Raw genomic sequence first — 22,098 nt, forward strand, 5'->3', positions numbered from 1 at the left:
TCGTGCTGCGCCCGCAGAAGCGGCGCGGCGCTCCGCGCCCTATGCGCGCTCGCTCCCGCGTTCGGCAGTTCCGTCTGCCTCGTCGTCCGATAAATGCGAGGCACCGCCCTTAAGCGCGTGCTGCCGCCACTCGCCCGGCGTCATCCCCATCCGCTCAGCAAACACGCGCCGAAACGCAGACACCGACTGATACCCGACCAGATCGGCAACCGCCTCGGCGGATAGTGTGGATTTTCGTAGCGCGTTTGCGGCGGCGCTCATCCGGATGTCGGTCAGCAGATCCATCGCAGAGCGGCCGAGACTCGCCTGGAAATGCCGCATGAACGTGGCGCGCGACATGCTGCATAGTCCGGCCAGTTCCGGAAGCGTCCACGCACGAGCCGGGTCGTTGAGCATTGCAGCAGCGGCCGGCGCGAGCCTTGGGTGCGCGGCGAGCGCCAGTATCCCGGTACGTGCCTGACCGGCCTCACCGGCCGCCCGCAGCGTCAACGCAAACAACGCTGACGAAAGCGCGTTCAGGATCGCGCCGCTGCCCACTTCGTTGTCCATCGTTTCGGCTCGCATCAGCGCGACGAGCCGGCTCAGACGTTCGGCCTGCGGCAGGTTCTGTGCAGCGATGCCGATGTCTTCGGTGCGTACCACGAGTTCCGACGGAAGATAGCTCCGGATTAAACGGTCATGAGGCGGCGCGACGACAAATCGCCCGCACAACATGTCCAGCGCCTCGCCAGAGCCGCCATTTTCGCTAATCAGGAGACTGCCCGAAGCGCGTTCCCTGGCCGGAACCGGTACCGCACCGCTGCCGTCGTGCAACACGTGCGCAGAACCGTGCGGCAGTAACGCGATGTCGCCGGCCCGCAATTCATAGGTTGCCCCATCAACCGAATTCTCGAGTAGCGCCCTGCCGGTCAATATGATGTGGTACGGAATTTCTTGAGCTCCGGCCTGGGAGAAATTTTTTTCCCACGGCGCTCCCAGCGAGCACCGGGCATCCACTTTCCCGGTGACGGTCACGAGATCCATGAAACGGGTGAGCCAGTCGGTCTCGTATTGCATATCGGACATCTCCATCGATAGCGGCAATACGACCGCTAAGCGCTCGTTCGCCGTTTTGGACTGACTTGATAAGATTGCTTCGCAGCGCCACGATCGCCTTCTCTACTTTGGCGAAAGTGTCTGGCGCGAGGCCAGTCGCCTCAGAGAGATCCATAGTCGAGAACTCTTCGCGCAGCCGTCGACCGCTTTGCCTAAGTCTGAACCGCACCTGACGCTCGTCTTCGAGATCGCGCGCGGATGACCTCAAAGCCGCTTTGGCCCCAGTGTTCGCGGATGATGATGTCGCCTTCCTGCGGCTTAAGGTCAGGATGCCATCCTCCGCCCCACGTCCCCTTTCCCAGTCGGAAGACAAGTGCGCACAGGTTCGCTTCGCGCAGTCGGCGGCGCCCTGCTCGCGTAGGACAATTTGTGACGCCTCGCACATCGCAGATGGTGAGCCAAGAGTATAACTATGATATTCATAGTGTCAAGCACTGCGCGGCCTTATCGACGATTTCCGGGAAGTTGACAGCTCACGACGCCGCCGCTCACCAGACTGTGGAGCGGTGTCGGGTAGGCGGGTCGACCGACCCCGGCAAGCACACAGCAGCGGTCGCCCCGTTGGTACAGCGTCACGAACAGACGCCACCTGTCACTGCTTGATCCTTTCGAGCACGCCTTTGACCCATTCAAGACTCGGCGAGCGTAACGCATCGACTTACAGTCTGGGCTCCTACTTACACATCGAAGGAATCTCAAATGAGCAAGATCGAACAAGTCCTCCACTCAGGCAACAGTCACGCCACGATCAATCTCGACCCCAACGTCCAGCGCGGTGAACTCGGCGTCCTCGACCTCAACCTGTCGGCACCCGGCGGTGACAGCCGCGAGTTCATCGCCACCGAACTGCATCCGAGAGCCGAGCAGTTGTTTTCGGGCGCGTGGTCGGCCTGTTACATCAGCGCGTTCGAGATTGCGGCCTCGATGAAGAAGGTCACGCTGCCGTCCGACTATTCCGTGGACATCCAGGTCAGCATTGGATCGGTCGGAGCCGGGCATTGCCTTGGCGCCAAGTTCACCATCCGCGCGCCGGGTCTGGCAAAGGAAGTCGTCGAGGCAGTCGCGCACCTGGCTCATCAGCTCTGCCCGTACTCGAAGGCTGTGCACGGCAACATCGAGGTCGGCCTGGACATCGTCACGGCGTGATCGGATAAGGCATACGGGTCTCACCAAAATATGGTTGAGGAATCTGGTCAAAGCAAGATACTCATTCATGCTGAAACTCGCGTGCGATTAAATCTTATCCGCTTAATGCCAAAGACATCTTCGCCATTCATGCAACGCATGCGATCACATCGCACGAGCTTTAAATCCACTTAATTCAAGGAATCCATCATGGAAAAGATCGAAAAAGTCCTCGCCTCAGGCAACACCCACGCCACGGCCAATCGCGACCCCAATGCCCAGCGCGGCGAGTTTGGCGTCTTCGACCTCAAGCTGACAGCACCCGGCGTTGAAAACATCGAGTTCATCGCCACCGAGCCGCACCCGACAGCCGAGAAGTTGTTTGCGGGCGCGTGGTCAGCCTGTTACACCACCGTGTTCGGGATTGCGGCCTCGATGAAGAAGGTCACGCTGCCGCCCGACTATTCCGTGGACATCAAGGTCAACGTTGGGCAGACCGGTGCCGCGTGGTTCCTCGGCGCCGAGTTCACCGTTCGCGTGCCGGGTCTGGCCAAGGACGTCGTCGAGAAAATCGCGCACCTGGCCCATCAGATCTGCCCGTACTCGAAGTCTGTGCGCGGCAACATCGAGGTCAGCACCAACATCGTCACGGTGTGATAAGGCGAGCCATGTCGCCGTGACGCGGGCGCGGTAGTCTTTTCGCACACCGCTAGACCGCGCATTCCTCCGTCGCCGGGCCGTCGCGCATCTTCGTTCCTGATGCGCGACGGTCACGAAAGCACGGTTGGCCGCGGCGCAGCAGGGCCGGGCCGCATGTGAATGGCGGTTTGTGGGTCGTCAGCCGTCACTGACGATGGAACTTGGCCCCGACTACAACAGCAGCAGTCTCCGTGCGATGGGAGGCAATATCGATAGCACTTCATCGTGCTCATCGAATGCCAACCACGCGCTCCAGGCTCACTGGCAATATGTTCTCCATGTTGGGGGCCGATAGCCTGGAGCCTCTCATGGGGCCTGTAATCTCAGGGGCATACGCGATCTGTTTGAGCGACGGGTAGGAGATTGAGTGTGGCGCGATCGGTCAACGCTCCAAATTGAYGCGCCGAAAAATCAGGTGCAACCTTTCATCATCTTCCCTCCGCATCGGAGCCCGCCATGACCTCCCAAGAATTCCGAGCATTCAAGGCAAACCTGGCGATGTTGCTACGCGACATGCCGATCGGAACCACTGCCGATTTCTCCGACGTGGCCATTGCCTACTGGGATGGCACGCAGGTGATCGGTGCTTATTTGCGCGACGGCGGGCGGCTGGATGAGGACTTCGACCGGAACGCGTGGGAGAGTTGGCACGACGAACTAGTCGGCTGGCAGGCCAATCCGACCTCCACCGACCGCGAGGAACTGAAGGCCACCCTGCAGCACCCCGTAGTCATCGACCACGGCAAGGTCCGCAATCGCAGGAAAGGTCCCTCCAAGCCATTTCGCGAAGCGTTCGGCCACACGCCGCTGTCGATCCAGGAAGACATCCCCTGGAACTGCAGCAAACTCGTGGTCGGCACCGGAACTGGCGCGTTGCCGGTGATGGACGAGGTGAAGCGCGAGGCGAAACGACGCCATGTCGAGCTGGTCATCCAGCCGACAGCCGACGCCATCGAGACGCTCGAGGCGAATCCCAAAGGCGCCAACGCGATCCTGCACCTCACCTGCTAGCGCCGCCAGCCGTCCGCGTCGGATGACAGGCGTCGGGCGGCGTCCGTTCCGGGCATCCCGACAGGTCATATACGCCCCCATTTCGCCACGCGCGCAGACGCGCGCGATGTGCCAGGTAGGCTACTGCGGCTTGAAGAAATGTGCGAGGATCCGCTCGTCAGTACGGGGTATATAGACAATGCCCTTCAATCCGTTGCGTTGACCGGTTGAATCCTCACGGCAAAGCGGACCTTCAAATGCCCAACCCACCGAGAAACCTCGCCACTCGGCTCCGTGCAATAATCTGCATTTTTCGAGTGACGATCGACTTGAGCCATGACTGAACATCGCTGCAGCAGGTTGGAAATCAGAAGGCTGTCGCCGCCGGAATGGATGCAGGCATACCCTGTCATCGCTCAGCTTCGGTCCCTTGACGAACCCGAATTCCTGGAGCGGGCCCGCCGGCAATCGCATTCGGGCTACGAGCTTGTGGCGGCATTCCAAGATGGGAAGATTATCGGCGTGATGGGCATGAGACCCGTCCACACCTTGGCGCGCGGGGCGCACCTTCATGTTGATGACCTGGTGGTCGATGCGGCGGGCCGAGGGAGCGGTGTTGGCCGATCCTTGATGGACTATGCCGAAGCCGACGCCCGTGCCCGCGGCATGACCGCGATATTTCTTGATGCGCGGCCGGACGCCGTTCCGTTCTATGAGCGCGAGAACTATGTGCTACACCCCGCCCCATCAATGAAGAAGGCTCTGTTGCCTTAAGGCAGGCCGGCCACGGTCAACGCGATTCGTTCACGTCTTCAGCCTGCAGATTGGCAAAGATTTGCAGCCGCCGCGGAAGGTCCGCCTCGGCTGCGGATTCAACCGGTCGGATGCCCCGCCGCGAAACTGCGATCCGTCTCGGTCATTCGAGGGCTGACGCGGAACGGCCGGTTCGGCCCGAGAGGCGGCCGATTACCAAGATGGCAAGTGCCGCGCCCGAAAGCGCCACCCGTTGATCGCCTTATTGATTGTGCATGTCGGTTGCATGGGTGAGTTAATCTCTGCGCTCGACGCCTGGCGCCGTCCACTGGTGATTCAAGGGTTCCGGCTTTGGCCAGTAATAGCGCATGGCGACCATGAAGGGGCCGTTCGGGGCAGGCAGCCAGTTGGATTCCTTGTTCTTGCCTGGCGAATCCTTCTGCACGTAGATGGTCTGCCCCCCATCCTTGTCTCGCCTGAGGCGACGCCAGGAACTATTCGTTCGAAAAGCTCGCCCCACCCTTCGGGCGAATGTACTTCGGCACCGGCTTCCCTGCACGCTTCGCTGCACTCAGAATGCCGGCTTCGATAGCGCCGGCATCCCGTACGCTTTCGTACTCTCCGCCCGAGAAAATGACGTTGGCCCCGTACACTACCATGAAGCCTTCGGCCGCTTCCTTGGCGTCCGGCGGCACCATGAACGTATGCACTGAGCCACCAGGCTCGTAGAGGTAGCTCCCCGCTGTTTGGGGATCCTGAGGGTACTCTTCGTAGTTCCACTGCCCCTTCGTTGTGAAGAAATGCACCGTGCCCGTGTGAAAGTGGGGTGGAAGTTTAGTACCGGGCTCGAACTTCCCATAGAGAACCCAAACTCCGTTCTCCTTGTCGAGGAACAGTGGAATGATGGTCGAGCCAGGCTCGGAGCCAGGGAACTCTTCTACGTCGTGAATATTCAGCGTCAGCAGACGGTCCTGATGCGTGATGGTCTTGGGCAGCGGCATGCGAAGTACTCCTTTGGCGTCGCTTGGTTAATGTGGGCAGGCATTTGCTCAAACGCGGATGATGGCCTCTTTGCCACTCCACTCTTGCGCGGCTGCCGCCACCCTTTTGAAGTACTCCCCCTTGCCACCGCGTAACTCGGAGATCTCGATTACGCAGCTCGGAAGATCCTTGTGGACAAGGTAGGTGAACCGGCCACGCTCTCCCATTTGACCGGCGTGACCCTCAACGTAGCCGGACTCAATCAACTGAGCGCGAAGCGCGTCGAACTGGTCTTCCGTCCAGAAGGCGACATGCTGCGTGCAGTCGCCGCCGGCGGCTTTGAGAGAATCCAGATAAAGCGATGGCGCATCATCGTGCTGTTGAATCAGCTCGAGCTGGATGTAGCCAGAGTTGGCCACCGCAATCGAGACCTTCGGCGGTGTGGATTTTTCGCCGTAGTACGTGAAGGTCGAGGGTGTCGCGTCTTCACGATAGAACCACGGGCCAACGCCGAGCACGCGCGACCAGTGTTCCATTGCCTTCTCGATATCCTTGACGACGTAGCCGATTTGACGAATGCCGGCGTAAATTTGACTCATGAGTGTGCACTCCGAACGGATGATTGATTTGGTGGACGTGGCCACCATGGATGTGCAAAGCGACGCTGTGCCCGCGATAGCGTGAGCGGGCAAGGGCTATCGGTTGCGACTTAGAGGGAAAGTGCGCCGTCGACTCGCAGCTCGATACCCGTGATGTATTTGGCGTCGTCGCTGGCGAGGAATGCTGCTGCGTTCCCGATGTCTTCTGGCGTACCTTGTCTTCCCATGGGGCAACGCGCATCGCGGTCGATATTCGCCTGGATCGGATCGGCATAGAGCCTTGTCGCGTGCTCGGTGCGGATCATCCCTGGGAGAATGACGTTGACGCGAACCTGATCGCGGGCATACCGGCGCGCGAGCACTCTGGTCAGATGGTTCACCGCCGCCTTCGACGTGTTGTACGACAGGTAGAACGTAGTCGGGCTTGGCCGAATGCTGGCTGTCGACGAAATATTCATCACCGAGCCTCCGCCCTGCCTGACCATCAACGGAATGAACTGCTGACACGCGAACATGACGCTTTTCAGGTTGATGTCATGAATGCGATCCCATTGCTCTTCGGTGATCTCCTCCAGTTCGCAAACATGTTCGGCGCCCACGTTGTTATGGAGGATGTCGACCCGGCCGTAGCGATCGATCGTCAGATCTTTGATGGCGACAATGTCCGCCAGCTTTGCTGCGTCTGCTTGTGCGGCAACGGCCTTCCCGCCGGCTTCAACGATTTTGTCTACCGTTCGCTGAGCCGCGGCGAGATCAATGTCGACGCATACAACCGTAGCGCCATCCCTTGCGTAGCATTGCGCTGCCGCCCCGCCGTTGCTTTGACCCTGCGGCGGATTGCCACCGCCGATCACCACTGCAATGCGTCCTTCCAGTTTTCGATGCATGGTTTTACCCGATGTGAAGGTTTGCCTTCTGGGACAGCGATCGGTATTTGCTGACCTCGCTGGCCAGGAAGGAGGAGAATTCAGCCGGTGTGCTGGGTGTCGCGGTTACCCCGAGCGTGAGCAGCTTCTCGGCGACCGCGGGCTTGCGCAGAATGGAACCGACGTCACTGCTGATTTTCTGTGCGATGGCGCTTGGCAGGCGGGCGGGTGCAAACAGGGCTGCCCAGGAGGTAAGGTCGTACTCCGGCACACCGGACTCTGCAACAGTTGGCACACTCGGGAGCAAGGGCGACCGCGTCTTTGTCGTGACGGCGAGGGCCTTGAGCTTCTTTTCCCTGATGAACGGCAGCCCTGCAGACAGATTGTCGAACCCCAGCTGGATCTGACCAGCGAGAAGGTCATTCAACGCGGCGGCGCTCCCCTTGTACGGGACGTGGACCATCTTCAGCCCTGTCATCTCACAGAAGAGCTCACCCGACAGATGCGGAGACGTTCCGTTGCCGACCGACGCGTATGAATACTTGTTCGGGTTCGCGCGCACCAGGTCGATCATCTGCTTCAGATTCTCGGCCGGGAAGGATGGGTGCGCGAGCAGGACGTTTGCCAGTGTTCCAACCAGCGTCAGTGCTGTGAAATCTCGAATCGGGTCGTAGTTGATGTTTTTGTAGAGAGCGGGGTTGATCGCATGAGACGCGATACCGCCCATCAGCAGCGTGTATCCGTCTCCGGGCGAGCGGGCGACATACTCGGCGCCAATGCTGCCGCCTGCCCCTGCCCGATTCTCAACGATGACGGGCTGTCGCCACATCTGGCCGAGGTCGGTTGCAATCAGGCGCGCCATGACGTCCGAAGCGCCACCCGGAGGATTCGGCACGACGATCTTGACTGGCTTGTTGGGGAAGGCACCATCGGCTGCCCGAGCCGATGTGCACCACGGAATGGTGCCAGCAACGGCAAGCGTTGCCAGGAACCTGCGGCGATCAATCATAAAGCTGTCTCCAGATGTTCTTGAGCTGCACGCCAGCAGCGAACCACGACTAGCCAGCGGCATGGCATCTATACTAATATCGTTATTAGTCGTTTTCAAGAGGGAGCTTGCATCTGCAGGCGCCGCGACTGGACGCCTGGCACCCCATCAACATCGATACCGAGGAGAAAAAATGACGATTCCGTACCCTAATATGGAAAATGTGGCCAGTGAGTGGCGCGAAGTGGTCGAAAAGAAACCACTGAACGTCTTCAAGATGCTCTTCCACTCGCCAAACATGGCGCCTGGCTACTTCTCACTGGCGGAAGGGATACTTCGTGGCAACACACTGTCCGGACCGTTGCGCGAACTGGTGATCTTGCGCGTCGGCAATCTGTATGACGCTCCGTACGAGCTGTACCACCATGAAAGGCTGGCGCGCGCCGCTGGCCTGTCGGAAGCCGGAATCGCAGGCGCCAGGCTGGGAGCCAGGGCTGAGGGACTTAGCGATGCTGAGCGCTCTGTGATCACCTGGACCGACAGCATCGTGAACAATCACGAGCTGGTCGGACAGGAGCGTCATGACGCCGTCGACATGTTCGGCTACAAGGGGCTCATGGACCTTGTCATGACTGTCGGCTTCTACCAGCTAGTGTGCAACTACCTGCGCACCTTCGAAATCGCGATCGAAAGCTAGTTGCGGGCGCGGGGCGGCGCACACGAGTGCCGGATAACAAGCTCCACCGGGACCCGCGCCGTCTCCGCCTTGACATCAGGAGGCGTTCCGCCCCGAAGCCGGGCGAGCAGCATGCGCGCGGCAATCCTTCCACATTCGCCGATGTCCCATTTGAGCGAAGTGATCGGGGGCGTATGCAGGCGGACCAGGTCGGTATCGCCTACCCCGATGAGCGAAATCTCCTCGGGGATTTTCAGCCCGGATGATGCGATCGCGGAGAGGACACCCGCGAGCATGCCGGTTCCCAGGCAGATCACGGCAGTAGGGCAAGTGCCCTGCTCCAGTAGTCCTCGAGTTTGACTGTAAGCTTCGTGACCGGAGGCGTCTAGTTCGCAGATCAGCGAGGGATCCAATGCAATCCCGGACTCCGCCAGCGCCATTTCGTATCCGCGCAAACGTTCACGTCCGGGACGAATTCTCGAGGCTGGCGTCAGTACCGCGATACGCTTGTGACCCAGTCCGAGCAGATACCGCGTGGCTTCCAGGGCGCCGCTCATGTGATCGGCGATGACAGCGTCGCCCATGCCATGGCTTTCCCGGTCATGAAAGACGATCGGCAGCTTGCTCGCCTCCAGTACCTGTGCGACTTTTTTGTCGGCTTCGTCGGCATGGGCGACGATGAGCCCATCAACGCGACCCGAGCCGTAGGCGTTGAGAAGCGCGACCTCGCGCTGCGGCTGACTATGCGTGCTGGAGACGAATAGCAGGTAACCAGCTTCGTCGAGAACTTCTTCCGCAGCGGCCAGGAATACGCCGTGCAACGGGTTGGATATGTCGGAAACCAGTGCAGCGACGGCTTTCGAGCGCTGACTCTTGAGTCCTTGTGCCATCGGATTGGGCACGTATCCGAGTTCGCGAACGGATGCTTCGACGAGTTGCCGCGCCTCCTCGGATACCCAGTTCTTGCCGGTGATTACCCTCGATACCGTGCCCTGTGAAACGCCCGCATGGCGGGCTACATCGAGCACTGTTATTCGCTTTTTCTCCGCGGGCATTTGGTTTGGCGTGGCCATGGCAAGGCGCTCATTGTAAGCCAGCGCGCGAGCGCTCCCATGCCACGCGAGACCAGGCGCCATTTCACATGTCTCATACGGCACGTGCAAATCGACCTTTTCGCCGCCATGCGTTGCGATGTACTAATAACGTTTTTAGACTCGTAAAGTATTTGGCCAGATCGCGATGGATGGCGAGGGTGCCAAACGCCGTGAAAAAACTCGCCGGGGATGAGATTGGGTAACTCGAGATCAAACCGATGGGGCGCTGCGTAGATGCCCATAGTGCGCCGATTCATACGTCCAGTTGAGCGTTGCAATATATGAGTTTGGTGCAGTCGTGAGGGCGGCATCACTTGTACAGTACACGCGCCTCCTTAATGGATGGTCTAGGATCACTTAGGACGACCGCACAAGGCCGGCAATATCGGGGGATGGAACGCCATCGGTCTCGGCCCAACGAGGAGCGTACTGATGGAACAATTGCTGGCTGACTCGGTGATATTTCTAGCGGCGGCATTGATCGCGGTGCCGCTGTCGGTTCGTTTGGGCTTCGGCTCGGTGCTTGGCTACTTGGTAGCTGGGGCCGTGATCGGGCCCTGGGGGCTGAGGCTCGTCACGGATGTCCACTCGATCCTGGACATATCCGAACTGGGCATTGTGCTGATGATGTTCATCATCGGCATCGAGATGGAAATCGACAAGCTGTGGGCGATGCGCCACTCCATCTTTGGCTATGGCGCGGCCCAAGTGGTTCTGTGTGCGGCGCTGCTGGCAGTGGCGTTCATCGCCTTCGGCCTCCCTTGGCGGGTGGGTGTGGCAGCCGGCTTTGCCTTGTCGCTGTCTTCCACTGCGATGGTGATCGCTATCCTCGAGCAGAATCACCTGATGGATACGCCGCTTGGGCAAGCGAGCTTTGGCATCCTCCTGTTCCAGGATATCGCCGCCATTCCGATGATTGCCTTGTTGCCGCTGCTGGCGCCGATCCCTGCGGAAGCCAGCGCGTCGGGCGGGTGGCTCGCCGCCGGGAAGGCACTGGCCATGATCGCCGTGGTGCTCGTCGGCGGGCGCTTCCTGCTGAAATACATCCTGCACGTGATCCAGTGGAGCAAGACGCGCGAGATCTTCACCATCTTTGCGCTGCTCTGGGTCATCGCCATCGCCTTGCTGATGCACGTCGTTCACCTGTCGATGTCCCTTGGCGCCTTCATGGCCGGACTGCTGCTGGCCGGATCCACATGCCGCGAGGAGATTGAATCTGATATGGCGCCCTTCAAAGGCATCCTGCTCGGACTGTTTTTTATCGCTGTCGGCATGACGATTGATTTTGGTGTCCTGGCCGATAGGACATGGCTTGTGGCCCTGCTGGTGATTGCCCTGACTGGAGGCAAGTTTCTCGCACTCAAGTATCTGGCCAACCGGGTCAACCTGCCGCCTGAGCATCGGACTTACTTCGCGATCCTGCTTTCACAGGGCGGCGAATTTGCCTTTGTCGTGATGGGGGCAGCACAGTCGGCCAACCTGATCCATGCCGAGCAACTGTCTGTTGTCACCGTCGTCGTTGCACTATCGATGGCAACGACTCCGCTTCTCCTCCTTGCGCATCGCAAGCTGCTGGGCGCGAGGACCGCCGGGCATCAGATTGGTTCGTAGCGCAGGAGACGATGCGCTGGCATTGGCGTACCATTAAGCGACTGTGCTTATCTCGCCGCAATGCGTTGTCACGCGATCTGCTGAACCCATTGACTCCGCCAACCCGGCGCCTCAAAGGGATCCGAAAAATACTGGGTCTCGTGAACGACCTTGCCGTTGCAGAACTCCATGATGCTTACCGTGTAAGCCGGTCGCCCGTCATAGGTGATCGAGTATTCCGTGACCCACAGATTACCCTCTCCTTGAACTCGCCTGACATCGAAACCTGCTGGCTTGCCTGGATGATGACTCCGCAGTGCCTGCAAATTCATTCGCCCAAGGATTCGCTCACCTGACTGGGGATAGTCACAGATGGCATCGTCATCGTAAATATCGTGTTCTGCGTCGAGATCGCCGGCCGCCGACGCTTGCCAGTGCGCATTCAGGGTTTCACGTATTTTCTCTTCCTGCATGGAGTGCCTCCGGATACCGTTTAGCTTCATCTAATGCACGTGTCGAGGAATAAACCCCGGGCCGCCCGTCTTGCCGACTTCGAGACTCCACGAAGCATGTGCTCAATGAGTGCTCTTACCGCGGGCAGTGGAGGCCTCAACTTCATCGTGATGGGCAGTTGCTAGCAAGGGGGTGACTTTGCGAATTGTCTACGCTCTTCGAGGCGGTGTCTAACGACCCGTTCCTGGCCGGCAAGCGACGGCCGAGACCGACGGGCGGTCGACCGAGGCCGCCCCACTGCTGCCGATCGCGAAAGACCGGAGCGGACAGTCAACCCTGTGTTGATACCAGATCAACCGGGCGCTCAGTACGCGTTCGGTCTGAACTGTCTGGGGGTTGCACCGACAAGTTTGCGCATCATCCTTCTGAGAGCCGTTGCGTCTCTGTAGCCTACTTGCTCGGCGATCTGTTCCACGGTCATCCGGCTTGTGGCAAGCAGCATACGCGCCCTGCCAAGCCGGACGCTTTGCAACAAATCCTGCGTGCTACGCCCCGTGGCGGCCCGCACATGACGCGTTAGTGTGCGTTCCGACATGCAAAACTGCTCCGCCAGCTGGGCCAAACCGGGCAACTCAGGCAGCGAGGCCTCTGCATGCGCGACGATCTTGCCTATGAGCTCGCTTCCATTCGCGAGCAGCGACGGCGCGATGAACGGTGCCTGTGCCTGTCGCGCGTCGACAAGAAGCACACGGGATAAGGTATCCGCCAGCGCCGGCCCGGACTTGCTACGCAGCAAATACAACAGCAAATCGGTTTGCGCGAGTGCCGCGCCTGCGGTCACGACCCTGGAGTCCTCAATCACTATGCGGTCGGCATCGACTGTGCAGCGTTTCTCCAGCCGTTGAAGTAACGGCGCCAGCCACCACGACGTTGTCGCCCGGCGCTCGGCGAGCAGACCGGCCGCCTGAAGCAGGAAAACCGCGGAACAGGACGCCGCTACGGTGCCGCCACGCTGCGCATGATTGCGCAAGACCTTGATTGCCATGAGCGCGTCATCTTGTTCCATACGGCGCGATATATCGATTGCGCTTTCAAGTCCCAGTCCGGGCACGATCCAGATCGAACCATCGGCGCGCGGGGTCTTTGGCAACGGTTTCGCATCGATTGAGATACCGTGCCCGAGCTGCACCCTGTTGCCGGCAGTCGAGTAGATGCGCCATCGGGGCGCCGCGACGCCAACGCGCGCTGACACGGAAGCTGCGGCCGAAAGAATGTCGAGTGTTAGCGCGACGCTCGAGGAATAGGCGCCGTCAAGGACGAGGATCGTGAAATCATAGAATGGCTGGATACGCATGAAAGATGTCCAATCAGACACTCGGATTCTGCGCGTGCCGACGCTCTAATACAAGCTCCCGTACACAAACGAAGGAGCTGTCTTGCCAAACATTCTCGTCAAGCTTCCCAAGAATTCTTTTCCCACCCAGCATCGCGAGGCGCTGGTACGCCTGCTCAATCAGGCTGCTGCAAGTGCAGAACAGATTCCCGACGATGCAAAGAAGCGCTTCCTGTGCTGGGTTGTGATTGACGAAGTCGCGCCGGGATTCTGGACGTGCGGAGGAATTGATATGACAGCACAGATTCTGCCGTGCGTTGCAATGATTTACTTACCCGCCGGCGTGCTGGACGCGGCCACCCGCGCCCGATACGTCAGTCTTGTCCACGATGCCTTCAGGCAGGCGTTGCCCACTGCAGACCAACGCCGCCTCGCCACCTCGGTAATCGTTCACGATGTCACGGAGGGCTCATGGGGAGCAAACGGCGCGATCTGGCGTCTCCCGGACTTTGCGGAGGCGGCTGGCTTCGCTCACTTGAAATCACTTAACGCTGCGAACTGACAATGTGTGGGCGTTGCCCGGCAAGACGACCACCCCGCCATCTGCTGCATGGTGGTTCGGTCGCCGGTCAACGTCCGCTTGGCGGCTCACGCTCTGATCGGCCGCTCCTGGCCCGATCTCGGCCGGATGCCCCGCCGCGAAGCTGCGACCGTCCCTGACCGAACTTGCAGCTGTCATTGGTCTGAGCTTGAACAGGGCACAAATTTGCATGTCAAGCAGTTGGAGACTATAAATCCATCAATATCTATTGTTATGCGGACACCACTGTCCGTATAAATACGGCCAGGTCCCCCACAGCAGGTTGCGCACGCGGGACGAACGACGCTGTGGGGTAGCATCACAATGCGCTGAAGGGGCGGTGCGCGAATTCAAGGAGGCGCCCATGCTGAGTGTTTTTTTCCGGTTCCTCGTATCCTTGCTTGCGGCCGTTTCATTGTGCGCGGGCGCTCAGGACTCTGGTCCAAAACAGAAAGAGTTCCTACCGAAGTCAGGTAATGGACGCGTCGTCGTCCTTGTTTCTGGCCAAACGGGCATGCCTGGCTACGTGATGACCGCGCAGCAGATCGCCGACGCCGGCTTCGATGTCGTTCTGGTCGACGGCAATGAATTCTGGATCAAAGACACGAGCCGTGCCTGGAGCATGCTCAAAGAGGTGATTACGCGGGCTCAGGCGGGCGCGCGCGCGCTGCCAGGCAAGGTGGGCGTCGTTGGCTATTCGCTCGGCGGAGCGACCGCGCTGACCTACGCGGCGCGGATGCCAGAGCTCGTTGCAGCGGTCGTTGTAGGCTATCCGTACACCGCTTTCATCAAGGACCCGGCCGACTTTGTCGCCAAGATCAAGGTTCCAGTGCAAATGTTTGCCGGTACGGCAGACACCTACAAGGATTGCTGCCGAATCGAAACGGCGCGCCAACTCGCCGACGCTGCCAAGGCCTCCTCCCCACCCATGCTGACGCTGCATGAGTACGACGGCGTCGGTCACGGGTTCAACTTGGCCACGGCCGCACGTAAGGATCAAGCCGCAGGCCGGGACGCGATCGAACGGACGATCGCACAGCTGAAACAGGCATTGCCGGCGGAAGGAACGAAGTAGTAGCGGCGCGAGGCGTGTCAAGTGCGCCCTAACCACTCGTTCAACTGGACGCGCCAATTCTGCCATTAACCTGGCAAGCGTCGGTGGTGGCGCGCCGGTTAACTTGATCGTTAGCGGCAGCTTTCTAGCCGGCAAGCAGCCATTGTCAAGCTGGCCAAGCAATGGCACCTTGTCGGCTTCCCCTCCCTCGATCAGCTCCGCGCGCAGGTATTCGGTGCCAATCGCGTTGGCTTCCTACTCTTCGAGGTTCTTGCGCTGGTCCTATTCGGTCGAGCCGTCGGCGTTCCCGGCCGGCGCCTCGACGACGAGCGGGCCGTCTTTCCTGAGATCCATATAGCCCATCGCATAGACGACGTCGGAGTTTGGTGTCGTCACCTGCGTGGAAGCCTTGATCCGCTCTTTCCAGACCGGCAGGACGTTGTAGCCTGCGCCGAAGACCTTCTTCGATCCTTCCTTCATCGCCCAGATATTGAGGGCGGGCAACGCCCACAAGTAGGCTTGTGTCGCGCGCTGGAAGATCAGTTCGTCCTGCAGCACACGCGAGGTTTCCGGCGTGGGGTAGTCCTTCTCGAATGCGGCATTGGCGAGTGCGTCGTAGCGGGAACCCTGCCCCATTGCGGCGCCTGAGAGGCCCAGCGCCAGGGCAGCCAATGCCATCGAAGTCCAACGCAGTGCTTTCATCTCGGGCCGCAATTTGTGCGTGCTTGTGGTTGCAGCCGGCCGACGACTTCAAAGGGAATGTCAGGCCACCTTGCGGATGGCGGGCGGCTTCCACGAACCATCCAGGATCGGCTGCTTGCCCCAATAGGCACGGATGTAGAGTGAAAAGGCGCCGCCCGGCGCGGGCAGCCAGTTCGGTTCACGTTCGCCGCCAGGCGACTTTGCGCCGGCATGGAGTGTCAGAGAGCCATCGGGATTTCGCTTCAGCGAGGTGTTCTTGGTGCCGAGCGAGTAGCGCTTCAGGTTGTTCGCGTGGAAGAGGTGCTTGTCGTTGTAGAGCGTCAGCGACCAGAAGCCGTTGACGGGCGGCTCCTGCCCTGCGGGAAAGACGATCTCGTAGCTGTTTGCTCCATTGAGCGCGGCACCGGATGCGTCGTAGTCGGTGTAGAAGTACTGTGTCTCGGTGGGCCGGTTGTCGAACATGTTCGACTTGGCCGTACCGGTGCGGTCAAAGTAGTCGAAGCCCGTCTGGGCATTGTTGGTAGACCGGTTCCAGCCATTGCCCGCCGGCAGTCCGTTGCGACGCCATTCGAAGAACGGATCGATGGCATCCCGCTCGGTCTCGACCGCCGTGGAGACGAGCATCTTCTTGATTTCCGGGTCGCGGTTCGCCGCCTCCATCAGCGAGCGGAACTGCGCATACATCGCTTCCTCCCCCGGCAGCGGCGGCACGGTTTCCAGCACCTCGCCGAACTGGTCGAAGAACTTCTCAGGTATGACCCACTTGGTTTCGCCACCGCCGCCGCCATCGGACTTAGGGCCCGGGATCTCGGGCGCCCTGGCCCAGTCGATCGTCTTCATCTTCCCGTCGAACTGTTTGAGCGGATAGAAGACAACCTGGTTGAGCACGGGCTGGATTGCCTTTCGGTCATCCGCGGTGTCGTTCATGAACACGCGCGGGATGGCGTTGGCCAGCGCAGTCGGGCAACGGATGATCGCCGTGATGCCGGCCGGCTTGTTGCCCTTCCAGTTGGGCCCGGCCAGCAGGTAGAAGCCGGGCCGGGTCTTGTACGGCTTGCCCATCTGGCCGAACTGGTTGGTGCGGGCATCGTATAGCGCATAGACCCAGAACCGCTCGCCGAAGTCGGGAACCTGGGCGACAACCGGCTCCTGGTCGAGCGAAAAGAAGCCAAGCCCGTACACCACGTCCTGGTTGGGGCAGGTCACGAAGGTTTCGGACGGATCGATGTAGTCATGAAGCATGCCCACCTGGCCGCGCGGCGCGGCAGGCAGTACGCCGTTCAGCAAGCCGGGGTGTGGCGCCTGGGTGATGCGCGCATTGCGGTTGAGCATGTTCACCATCGGCCAACCCCACACATAGGCCATGCGGGCGATGACCTGTGCGTATCCCGCGTGCATGGGCAGCCCCGCAGGGGGTTGCACTTCCCGGGCTGGGGCGTGGCCTGTGGCGGCCGACGCCTTCGGCGCAGCATCCTTCGCGTCATTCTTTGCGGCGGCAGCGGCCGGCTGCGGCATGGCCGCCAGCGACGCATAGGCCAGGGGAAAGGCACCACCGAGTGCAGCAAGAAGCCTTCGGGTCGTATTGACATCGTCCTGGTCGCGCATGCCGGCCTCGCAGCTCTGGTCTTCGGAGATGGGTGGCGCAGGCGGAATATCAGCCACCCGTGCCTTGAACTCCCGATTTTGAACAGTCAGTGTGCAAACTGGAATTCAATTGTTCCGCCACTCGATTTAAGCGTTTTCAACATTGCGCTTGCGCGCCGGTTCCGGCCGGGCCCAGGCTGGGTCCAGCACTCCGACCAAGGTAATCCGCTCCAGGTGTTGCCGATATGGGATTCCAATAACGCGCTCTTAGCGGGCGCACCCGGCGAAGGAGGAGAGGTCGCTCCTGAAAAGAGCTGACGTTTGAATGCCCACCTGCAAGCGCCGGCCAACGGCCGGTCCTGGCTAATGGATTCAACCGGTCGAGTTGGAGGGCGCATTGGGGGCCAGGGAATTGATCCCCGGGCATCGGCCCGGATGCATCATGCGCCGGCCATGGTTTCCGCCGTGACGTCCCACCCTGCATCGATGCCACCGGGGAGCATTTGTCCACGGTCTTCACCCACTTCAGCGTCTATCAGCCGGTTCAGCTTGTCGTTCATGGCGAGAAGCAGATCGCGGTGGCTGCTGTCTGCCGCCAGATTGTGCATCTCGAACGGGTCGGCCTGCAGATCGTATAGCTCCACGTCATTGAACCGGTTGAGCTGTTCCAGCGTGGTGGGCCGGTTATGCTGCTTGGGCGAGAAGTACCGTGCGAAGGTGTAGCGTCCATCGTAGACCGAACGTACCGCGCCCCGCTTCATCAGGTTGGGCCGGATGCCGGCGCTCTTGAGCTGGTCCGGCTTGCCGCCCTTTTGCAGGTAGTCCACTGCCTTGAAAAGAAAGTCGCCATCGAGATAGGCGAGCATGTTGTAGCAGAACAGCGCGCCATTGCGGACGACTTCCAGGCCTGCCTGGTCGGGCGCGTCGAGTAGCCCCGAGAAGTCCTTCCCTGCCAGCCCCTTGACGATGGCAACGCGCTTGTCGGCGCCGATGCCAGTCATCGCAATCAAGGTCGGCGCGATGTCCAGGTGCGATGTGACTGCGCGGCATTGCCTGCCACCCTGATAGGCGGGGTGAGCGATGATCAGCGGGACGTTGTTCTGCTCCCGATACGAGACGGCGCCCTTGGCGTGGAGCTGGTGGGCACCATCCATGTCGCCGTGGTCGGACGTGAGGATCACGATGGTCTTGTCGGTGAGGCCGCTGGCGTCGAGTTCGGCCAGGACGGCCGCGATATTGCGGTCCACATCGCGCATGCAGTTCAGGTAGTAGTTGTGCCGCCGGCGCCAGCGCGCGTCCTCGTTTGGAATGGCGCCGACCAGCGCATCGTGCGAGCGAAGGAAATCGCGGTGCGCCGGCGGCCGCCCCGGCGCATCGAGGGCCTGCGCCCGGCTTGCCGGCAGCGTGAAGTCCCACTGCCTGGCATACAGCGGGTCAACCGGGTCGCGGGCGACATGGGCGAGTCCGCGCTTTGCCTGGACCTCGGTTCCGGGAGCGTCGGTGTCGTAGAACATCACGTCATGCGGGTTGACCAGGTTGACCGCGAGGAACCATGGCTTGCCTTGTGCCGCCAGCTCGCGGCCTTTTCCGCGCAGCCAGCTCACGCCCATTGCGGCGATCACCCCGTCGTGCAGGTAGCCGCCGCTTGTGTGGGCAATGATGTCGCCAATGCCGACGTAATCAGAGAAGCCGTAGGCTTCCATTTCGGCGGTAAAGATCTTGGTGGGTGTGCCGAGCTTGTTGACCGTCTCGAATTCCTTGGTGAGATGCCACTTGCCCTTGTACGCGGTGTAGTAGCCTGCGTCGCGAAGCATGTCGCCGAGCGTGCGTGTCTCGGTCGACATACTGCTGATCCACGGGAAGTTGGTGTTGTCGAACATCCGCGTCTGCTGGATGTGCTGCCCCGCGTAAAGCACGGAGCGCGATGGCGTACAGACGCACGAGTTGATCTGATGGTTCACAAACGTGGTGCCGCTCTTCGCCAGGCGCTCGTGTGCGGGCAGGCGATAGTCCGCCGGCAGGTCTCCAGGCTGGAAATGGCGCTCCTGATCGACCAGGATGAAGAGAATGTTAAACGGGCCCGCCGGGCGGCCACCCATGGCGGGTGCTGGCTTGTCGGCATCGGGCGTTGCGGCCTGCGTGCTTTCGCCCGAGCCAAGGCTCAACGCCACGGCGCCCTGCCCGGCCGTGCGCAGGAACTCCCGGCGCGTCAGCGTGGACCCCGGTTCCTTGTCATTTGCCATCACGCCTCCTCATCCATGGCGCTCGCCGCATGGCGGACTTCCGGATCGCGGCATGCTATCGGGCAGGTAAGACTACCGCAGCCTATCAATATCGCTCTTGAGCGACAAGCCGATTTGCTGCCGCTACTGCGTGTTGAACGTTGCCCACCGCACATAAGGGAGTTGACGCTGTGGCGAGGCCTGGAGCAAAGCGGCGGGGCTCATAACGGTGTCCTGAAGGACGACGAACATCTCAGGGAACCACATGTCGAGCCCGCGCTAACGGCAGTCGCCGCCATACCGCTTGCCGCATACCTTTCGCAGCAAGTCGCTCCCGCTACTTTTCATCGGGAGGTTTGCATGATCGACCTGAGCAGCCACTTGCACCCTCGATCATGTGGCGCTTGCCTAACAACTTGTAGCTGTCATTGGTCGTCTTGACTCTTGACTTGAACGGGAGCACCAGTCGCATGAGGTAGCGGACAGGAAAAACTGCCCCAATGGACTAGTCTTGACCATATCGCCCGGCTAGCGGTGCAAGCCGGCGCCCTTGCCTTGCGCTACTGATCGTGGCCGTCGGGTGTTCGCCGATACCCGATCGTTTGAGCGGAGAAGAACCGATGAGTGAATCAACAAGTGGATCCGTCAAGGTGGGCGTCATCACCGACATGACAGGTCCCCTCTCGTTCCTGGGTATCGCCAATGCAAATGTGGCCAGAATGGTGATCGATGAGATCAACGCAAGGGGTGGTTTGTTGGGACGGAAGATCGATCTGTACCTCGAGGACAGCGCAACGACCGATAGCGTCGGGGAAGCCAAGGCGAGGAAGCTCGTCCAGCAAGATCAGGTCGACGTTGTCTTGGGCGGCATTTACAGCTCCATGCGGCAAGCCATCAAGGGCTCTGCTGTCTTGCAGGGCAAGAAGCTCTACATCTATCCGGAGCAATACGAAGGAGAGGAATGCCACCCGCTGATCTTCTGCACCGGCCCGGTGCCGGCTCAGCAGCTTGAATCCACGATTCCATGGCTGATGCAGAAAACCGGAGCAAAGAAGTTCTACTGCCCATCGGCTGATTACATCTGGCCGCGCACGATGAACAGGAAGCTGCGTGAGGTGGCAACCGCCCATGGCGGCTCGATCGTCGGCGAGGAGTACTTTCCGCTCGACCACACCGACTATGGAGCGACAATCGAAAAGATCATCTCCAGCGCAGCCGAGGTGGTATTCAACACGATAGTTCCGCCCGGCCTGGGGTCGTTCCTCGAACAACTCCATCAGTCCGGCTTCATGAAGCGCGGCGGCCAGCTCGTGTGCACGTACTTCGAGGAGAACTTCCTGGGCTTCTTTCCGCCGGAACAAGTGGAGGGCCTGTACAGTTGCCTCGACTACTACCAGAACGTCAGCGATCCTTTTAGCAAGGAACTGCTGGCGCAGTATGACAAGCTCTATCCAGGCGACGCCAAATTCACCGCTGGCAGCGCAGCCACCGGCATGTACCGTGGCCTGAAACTCTGGGAGGCGGCGGTAAAAGAAGCCGGCTCACTGGACCAGGATGGTGTGATCAAAGCACTGGACCACGCGAAGATCGCTCAGGGGCCGGGCGGCCCGGCTGAAATGGTGCCCGGCCAGCATCACGTCCGGATGAACATGTATATCGCCCAGGTGAAGGGCACGAAATTCGAAATCGTCAAGGACCTGGGGGCCATGGATCCGAAGGAGACCGACTCTAGTATTTGAAATAGTGTGCAAAAGTGTATAATTATTGCCATGGAGCGCACATATAGCACTGGAAAGGCTGCCGAAATGCTCGGCGTGTCTGTGAAGACTTTGCAGCGATGGGAACGCGAGGGTCGGCTCATTCCGGCCTCTCGAAGTGATAGCAATCGGCGCGTCTATACCGAACAGCAACTGGCCGACTTCCGCGGCCTTCAGCGCTCGGGCGGCAAGGCACCCACTCGCGTGGTGGTCTATTGCCGAGTGTCCAGTGCCGCTCAGAAGCCGGATTTAGCCAATCAGCGGCGGGTCATGGAGGAGTTTGTTGTCGCGCGCGGGCTTGCAAACGTCGAATTCATTGAGGAAATCGGAGGAGGACTCAATTTTCAGCGCAAACGATTCCAGGCGTTGATGAACGAAATCGGCCAGCGTGAGATAAGAGTCCTGGTAGTTGCGCACAGCGACAGGCTGACTCGCTTTGGCTTTGAGTGGTTTGAGCACTATGCAAAAACTAACGGCTGCGAGATACTGGTATTGAATCAGGAGCGGCTTTCGCCTGAGCAAGAGATGGTTCAAGACCTTATGACGATCGTCCATTGCTTTTCCTCCAGGCTGCATGGCCTGAGAAACTATAAGAAGAAGCTTCAGGAAGCGTTGGATGCTGATCGCACACCGAATTGAACTCAAACCAACCGCGGAGCAGGAGGACTATTTCCGCCGAGCTTGTGGCACGGCTCGCTTCGTCTGGAATTGGGCCCTTGCCGAGTGGAATCGACAGTATGAGGCGGGCTCGAAGCCGAATGCACTGGCACTTAAGAAGCAATTCAACGCCTTCAAATATGCCGAATTCCCCTGGCTGAAGGACATGCATCGTGACTCGCATGCGCAGCCCTTTGCCAATCTGAGCAAGGCCTGGAGCAAGTTCTTCGACGACGTAAAAAGGGGAAAGAATGCTTATCGCCCTGTCTTCAAGCGGAAGGGAAAGGCGCGCGATTCTTT

General features: G+C 60.1%; 23 protein-coding genes. 11 read left to right on the forward strand and 12 right to left on the reverse strand.

The genetic code is table 11. The features are described 5' to 3' along the window. Positions 1-39: 39 nt before the first annotated feature. Positions 40-1,056 carry a cupin domain-containing protein gene (locus AC1DK4_RS33335; protein WP_441614100.1) on the reverse strand — a complete coding sequence of 339 codons (1,017 nt, stop codon included), beginning with the start codon at positions 1,054-1,056 and terminating at the stop codon, positions 40-42. Positions 1,057-1,794: 738 nt separating this feature from the next. On the opposite strand from AC1DK4_RS33335, the gene AC1DK4_RS33340 reads away from it, so the two are divergent. The 4 genes from AC1DK4_RS33340 to AC1DK4_RS33355 all read left to right on the forward strand — a co-directional run bounded on the left by AC1DK4_RS33340 (position 1,795) and on the right by AC1DK4_RS33355 (position 4,683). After that, positions 1,795-2,241 (forward strand): OsmC family protein, encoded by a 447-nt coding sequence (locus tag AC1DK4_RS33340; RefSeq protein ID WP_441614099.1) that lies wholly within the window; start codon positions 1,795-1,797, stop codon positions 2,239-2,241. Between the two features lie 189 nt (positions 2,242-2,430). Further along, the gene (locus AC1DK4_RS33345) at positions 2,431-2,877 is read left to right on the forward strand and encodes an OsmC family protein (RefSeq protein ID WP_441614098.1); all 447 of its coding nucleotides are present in this window, start codon (positions 2,431-2,433) and stop codon (positions 2,875-2,877) included. A gap of 498 nt (positions 2,878-3,375) precedes the next feature. Beyond that, positions 3,376-3,930, forward strand: a complete 555-nt coding sequence (locus AC1DK4_RS33350; RefSeq protein ID WP_477132035.1) for a hypothetical protein — start codon at positions 3,376-3,378, stop codon at positions 3,928-3,930. A 315-nt stretch (positions 3,931-4,245) separates the two neighbouring features. Beyond that, positions 4,246-4,683 (forward strand): GNAT family N-acetyltransferase, encoded by a 438-nt coding sequence (locus AC1DK4_RS33355; protein WP_441614095.1) that lies wholly within the window; start codon positions 4,246-4,248, stop codon positions 4,681-4,683. Positions 4,684-4,957: 274 nt separating this feature from the next. Here the strand turns inward: AC1DK4_RS33355 and AC1DK4_RS33360 are convergent, their stop codons facing one another. The 5 genes from AC1DK4_RS33360 to AC1DK4_RS33380 form a co-directional block, all read right to left on the reverse strand. Further along, positions 4,958-5,233: a DUF1214 domain-containing protein gene (locus AC1DK4_RS33360; RefSeq protein WP_477132036.1), complete on the reverse strand. Its 276-nt coding sequence runs from the start codon at positions 5,231-5,233 to the stop codon at positions 4,958-4,960. Next, on the reverse strand, positions 5,157-5,663 hold the full coding sequence (locus AC1DK4_RS33365) for a 2,4'-dihydroxyacetophenone dioxygenase family protein (RefSeq protein WP_441614093.1): 507 nt from the start codon (positions 5,661-5,663) through the stop codon (positions 5,157-5,159). Before AC1DK4_RS33365 ends, AC1DK4_RS33360 begins: the two co-directional genes overlap by 77 nt. 48 nt (positions 5,664-5,711) lie before the next feature. Next, positions 5,712-6,242 (reverse strand): VOC family protein, encoded by a 531-nt coding sequence (locus AC1DK4_RS33370; RefSeq protein WP_441614092.1) that lies wholly within the window; start codon positions 6,240-6,242, stop codon positions 5,712-5,714. Between the two features lie 110 nt (positions 6,243-6,352). Next, the gene (locus AC1DK4_RS33375) at positions 6,353-7,129 is read right to left on the reverse strand and encodes an SDR family NAD(P)-dependent oxidoreductase (protein WP_441614091.1); all 777 of its coding nucleotides are present in this window, start codon (positions 7,127-7,129) and stop codon (positions 6,353-6,355) included. 4 nt (positions 7,130-7,133) lie between these two features. Continuing rightward, positions 7,134-8,117, reverse strand: a complete 984-nt coding sequence (locus AC1DK4_RS33380; protein WP_441614090.1) for a Bug family tripartite tricarboxylate transporter substrate binding protein — start codon at positions 8,115-8,117, stop codon at positions 7,134-7,136. Positions 8,118-8,289: 172 nt separating this feature from the next. Here AC1DK4_RS33380 and AC1DK4_RS33385 point away from each other — a divergent pair, with 172 nt between their 5' ends. Beyond that, positions 8,290-8,793, forward strand: coding sequence for a carboxymuconolactone decarboxylase family protein (locus AC1DK4_RS33385; RefSeq protein ID WP_441614089.1), 504 nt, complete (start codon positions 8,290-8,292; stop codon positions 8,791-8,793). Here AC1DK4_RS33385 and AC1DK4_RS33390 read toward each other — a convergent pair. Continuing rightward, positions 8,790-9,845, reverse strand: a complete 1,056-nt coding sequence (locus AC1DK4_RS33390; RefSeq protein WP_441614088.1) for a LacI family DNA-binding transcriptional regulator — start codon at positions 9,843-9,845, stop codon at positions 8,790-8,792. The genes AC1DK4_RS33385 and AC1DK4_RS33390 overlap by 4 nt on opposite strands. A gap of 453 nt (positions 9,846-10,298) precedes the next feature. On the opposite strand from AC1DK4_RS33390, the gene AC1DK4_RS33395 reads away from it, so the two are divergent. Then, the gene (locus tag AC1DK4_RS33395) at positions 10,299-11,477 is read left to right on the forward strand and encodes a monovalent cation:proton antiporter-2 (CPA2) family protein (RefSeq protein WP_441614087.1); all 1,179 of its coding nucleotides are present in this window, start codon (positions 10,299-10,301) and stop codon (positions 11,475-11,477) included. A 68-nt stretch (positions 11,478-11,545) separates the two neighbouring features. On the opposite strand, the gene AC1DK4_RS33400 is transcribed toward AC1DK4_RS33395, so the two are convergent. After that, complete coding sequence (locus AC1DK4_RS33400; RefSeq protein WP_441614086.1) at positions 11,546-11,929, reverse strand: nuclear transport factor 2 family protein; 384 nt, start codon at positions 11,927-11,929, stop codon at positions 11,546-11,548. A 344-nt stretch (positions 11,930-12,273) separates the two neighbouring features. Further along, positions 12,274-13,263 carry a GlxA family transcriptional regulator gene (locus AC1DK4_RS33405; protein ID WP_441614085.1) on the reverse strand — a complete coding sequence of 330 codons (990 nt, stop codon included), beginning with the start codon at positions 13,261-13,263 and terminating at the stop codon, positions 12,274-12,276. A gap of 82 nt (positions 13,264-13,345) precedes the next feature. Between AC1DK4_RS33405 and AC1DK4_RS33410 the strand changes: the two genes are divergently transcribed. Then, complete coding sequence (locus tag AC1DK4_RS33410) at positions 13,346-13,804, forward strand: tautomerase (protein WP_441614084.1); 459 nt, start codon at positions 13,346-13,348, stop codon at positions 13,802-13,804. Positions 13,805-14,186: 382 nt separating this feature from the next. Further along, complete coding sequence (locus AC1DK4_RS33415; RefSeq protein ID WP_441614083.1) at positions 14,187-14,897, forward strand: dienelactone hydrolase family protein; 711 nt, start codon at positions 14,187-14,189, stop codon at positions 14,895-14,897. Positions 14,898-15,158: 261 nt separating this feature from the next. Here AC1DK4_RS33415 and AC1DK4_RS33420 read toward each other — a convergent pair whose 3' ends face one another. The 3 genes from AC1DK4_RS33420 to AC1DK4_RS33430 all read right to left on the reverse strand — a co-directional run bounded on the left by AC1DK4_RS33420 (position 15,159) and on the right by AC1DK4_RS33430 (position 19,405). Beyond that, entirely contained in the window at positions 15,159-15,578 is a 420-nt protein-coding gene (locus AC1DK4_RS33420; RefSeq protein ID WP_441614082.1) for a DUF1254 domain-containing protein, read from the reverse strand. 60 nt (positions 15,579-15,638) lie between these two features. Then, complete coding sequence (locus tag AC1DK4_RS33425; RefSeq protein WP_441649685.1) at positions 15,639-16,976, reverse strand: DUF1254 domain-containing protein; 1,338 nt, start codon at positions 16,974-16,976, stop codon at positions 15,639-15,641. Positions 16,977-17,602: 626 nt separating this feature from the next. Continuing rightward, complete coding sequence (locus AC1DK4_RS33430; RefSeq protein ID WP_441614080.1) at positions 17,603-19,405, reverse strand: sulfatase family protein; 1,803 nt, start codon at positions 19,403-19,405, stop codon at positions 17,603-17,605. A 599-nt stretch (positions 19,406-20,004) separates the two neighbouring features. On the opposite strand from AC1DK4_RS33430, the gene AC1DK4_RS33435 reads away from it, so the two are divergent. The 3 genes from AC1DK4_RS33435 to AC1DK4_RS33445 form a co-directional block, all read left to right on the forward strand. After that, positions 20,005-21,123 (forward strand): substrate-binding protein, encoded by a 1,119-nt coding sequence (locus tag AC1DK4_RS33435; RefSeq protein WP_441614079.1) that lies wholly within the window; start codon positions 20,005-20,007, stop codon positions 21,121-21,123. A 30-nt stretch (positions 21,124-21,153) separates the two neighbouring features. Next, positions 21,154-21,780 (forward strand): IS607 family transposase, encoded by a 627-nt coding sequence (locus AC1DK4_RS33440; protein WP_441614078.1) that lies wholly within the window; start codon positions 21,154-21,156, stop codon positions 21,778-21,780. Next, the coding region (locus AC1DK4_RS33445; RefSeq protein WP_477132037.1) for a helix-turn-helix domain-containing protein at positions 21,758-22,098 on the forward strand (341 nt) is incomplete at its 3' end. The genes AC1DK4_RS33440 and AC1DK4_RS33445, both read left to right, overlap by 23 nt.

Source organism: Cupriavidus sp. 05N38 (assembly GCF_056397345.1).

Excerpts from the sequence above, each read along its gene's own strand:
- AC1DK4_RS33420 (WP_441614082.1), bottom strand. The coding sequence starts at position 15,578 with ATGAAAGCACTGCGTTGGACTTCGATGGCATTGGCTGCCCTGGCGCTG.
- AC1DK4_RS33400 (WP_441614086.1), bottom strand. The coding sequence starts at position 11,929 with ATGCAGGAAGAGAAAATACGTGAAACCCTGAATGCGCACTGGCAAGCG.
- AC1DK4_RS33385 (WP_441614089.1), top strand. The coding sequence starts at position 8,290 with ATGACGATTCCGTACCCTAATATGGAAAATGTGGCCAGTGAGTGGCGC.
- AC1DK4_RS33345 (WP_441614098.1), top strand. The coding sequence starts at position 2,431 with ATGGAAAAGATCGAAAAAGTCCTCGCCTCAGGCAACACCCACGCCACG.
- AC1DK4_RS33430 (WP_441614080.1), bottom strand. The coding sequence starts at position 19,405 with ATGGCAAATGACAAGGAACCGGGGTCCACGCTGACGCGCCGGGAGTTC.
- AC1DK4_RS33415 (WP_441614083.1), top strand. The coding sequence starts at position 14,187 with ATGCTGAGTGTTTTTTTCCGGTTCCTCGTATCCTTGCTTGCGGCCGTT.
- AC1DK4_RS33340 (WP_441614099.1), top strand. The coding sequence starts at position 1,795 with ATGAGCAAGATCGAACAAGTCCTCCACTCAGGCAACAGTCACGCCACG.
- AC1DK4_RS33425 (WP_441649685.1), bottom strand. The coding sequence starts at position 16,976 with ATGCACGCGGGATACGCACAGGTCATCGCCCGCATGGCCTATGTGTGG.
- AC1DK4_RS33390 (WP_441614088.1), bottom strand. The coding sequence starts at position 9,845 with ATGGCCACGCCAAACCAAATGCCCGCGGAGAAAAAGCGAATAACAGTG.
- AC1DK4_RS33405 (WP_441614085.1), bottom strand. The coding sequence starts at position 13,263 with ATGCGTATCCAGCCATTCTATGATTTCACGATCCTCGTCCTTGACGGC.
- AC1DK4_RS33380 (WP_441614090.1), bottom strand. The coding sequence starts at position 8,117 with ATGATTGATCGCCGCAGGTTCCTGGCAACGCTTGCCGTTGCTGGCACC.
- AC1DK4_RS33375 (WP_441614091.1), bottom strand. The coding sequence starts at position 7,129 with ATGCATCGAAAACTGGAAGGACGCATTGCAGTGGTGATCGGCGGTGGC.
- AC1DK4_RS33335 (WP_441614100.1), bottom strand. The coding sequence starts at position 1,056 with ATGCAATACGAGACCGACTGGCTCACCCGTTTCATGGATCTCGTGACC.
- AC1DK4_RS33355 (WP_441614095.1), top strand. The coding sequence starts at position 4,246 with ATGACTGAACATCGCTGCAGCAGGTTGGAAATCAGAAGGCTGTCGCCG.
- AC1DK4_RS33350 (WP_477132035.1), top strand. The coding sequence starts at position 3,376 with ATGACCTCCCAAGAATTCCGAGCATTCAAGGCAAACCTGGCGATGTTG.
- AC1DK4_RS33370 (WP_441614092.1), bottom strand. The coding sequence starts at position 6,242 with ATGAGTCAAATTTACGCCGGCATTCGTCAAATCGGCTACGTCGTCAAG.
- AC1DK4_RS33440 (WP_441614078.1), top strand. The coding sequence starts at position 21,154 with ATGGAGCGCACATATAGCACTGGAAAGGCTGCCGAAATGCTCGGCGTG.
- AC1DK4_RS33365 (WP_441614093.1), bottom strand. The coding sequence starts at position 5,663 with ATGCCGCTGCCCAAGACCATCACGCATCAGGACCGTCTGCTGACGCTG.
- AC1DK4_RS33435 (WP_441614079.1), top strand. The coding sequence starts at position 20,005 with ATGAGTGAATCAACAAGTGGATCCGTCAAGGTGGGCGTCATCACCGAC.
- AC1DK4_RS33395 (WP_441614087.1), top strand. The coding sequence starts at position 10,299 with ATGGAACAATTGCTGGCTGACTCGGTGATATTTCTAGCGGCGGCATTG.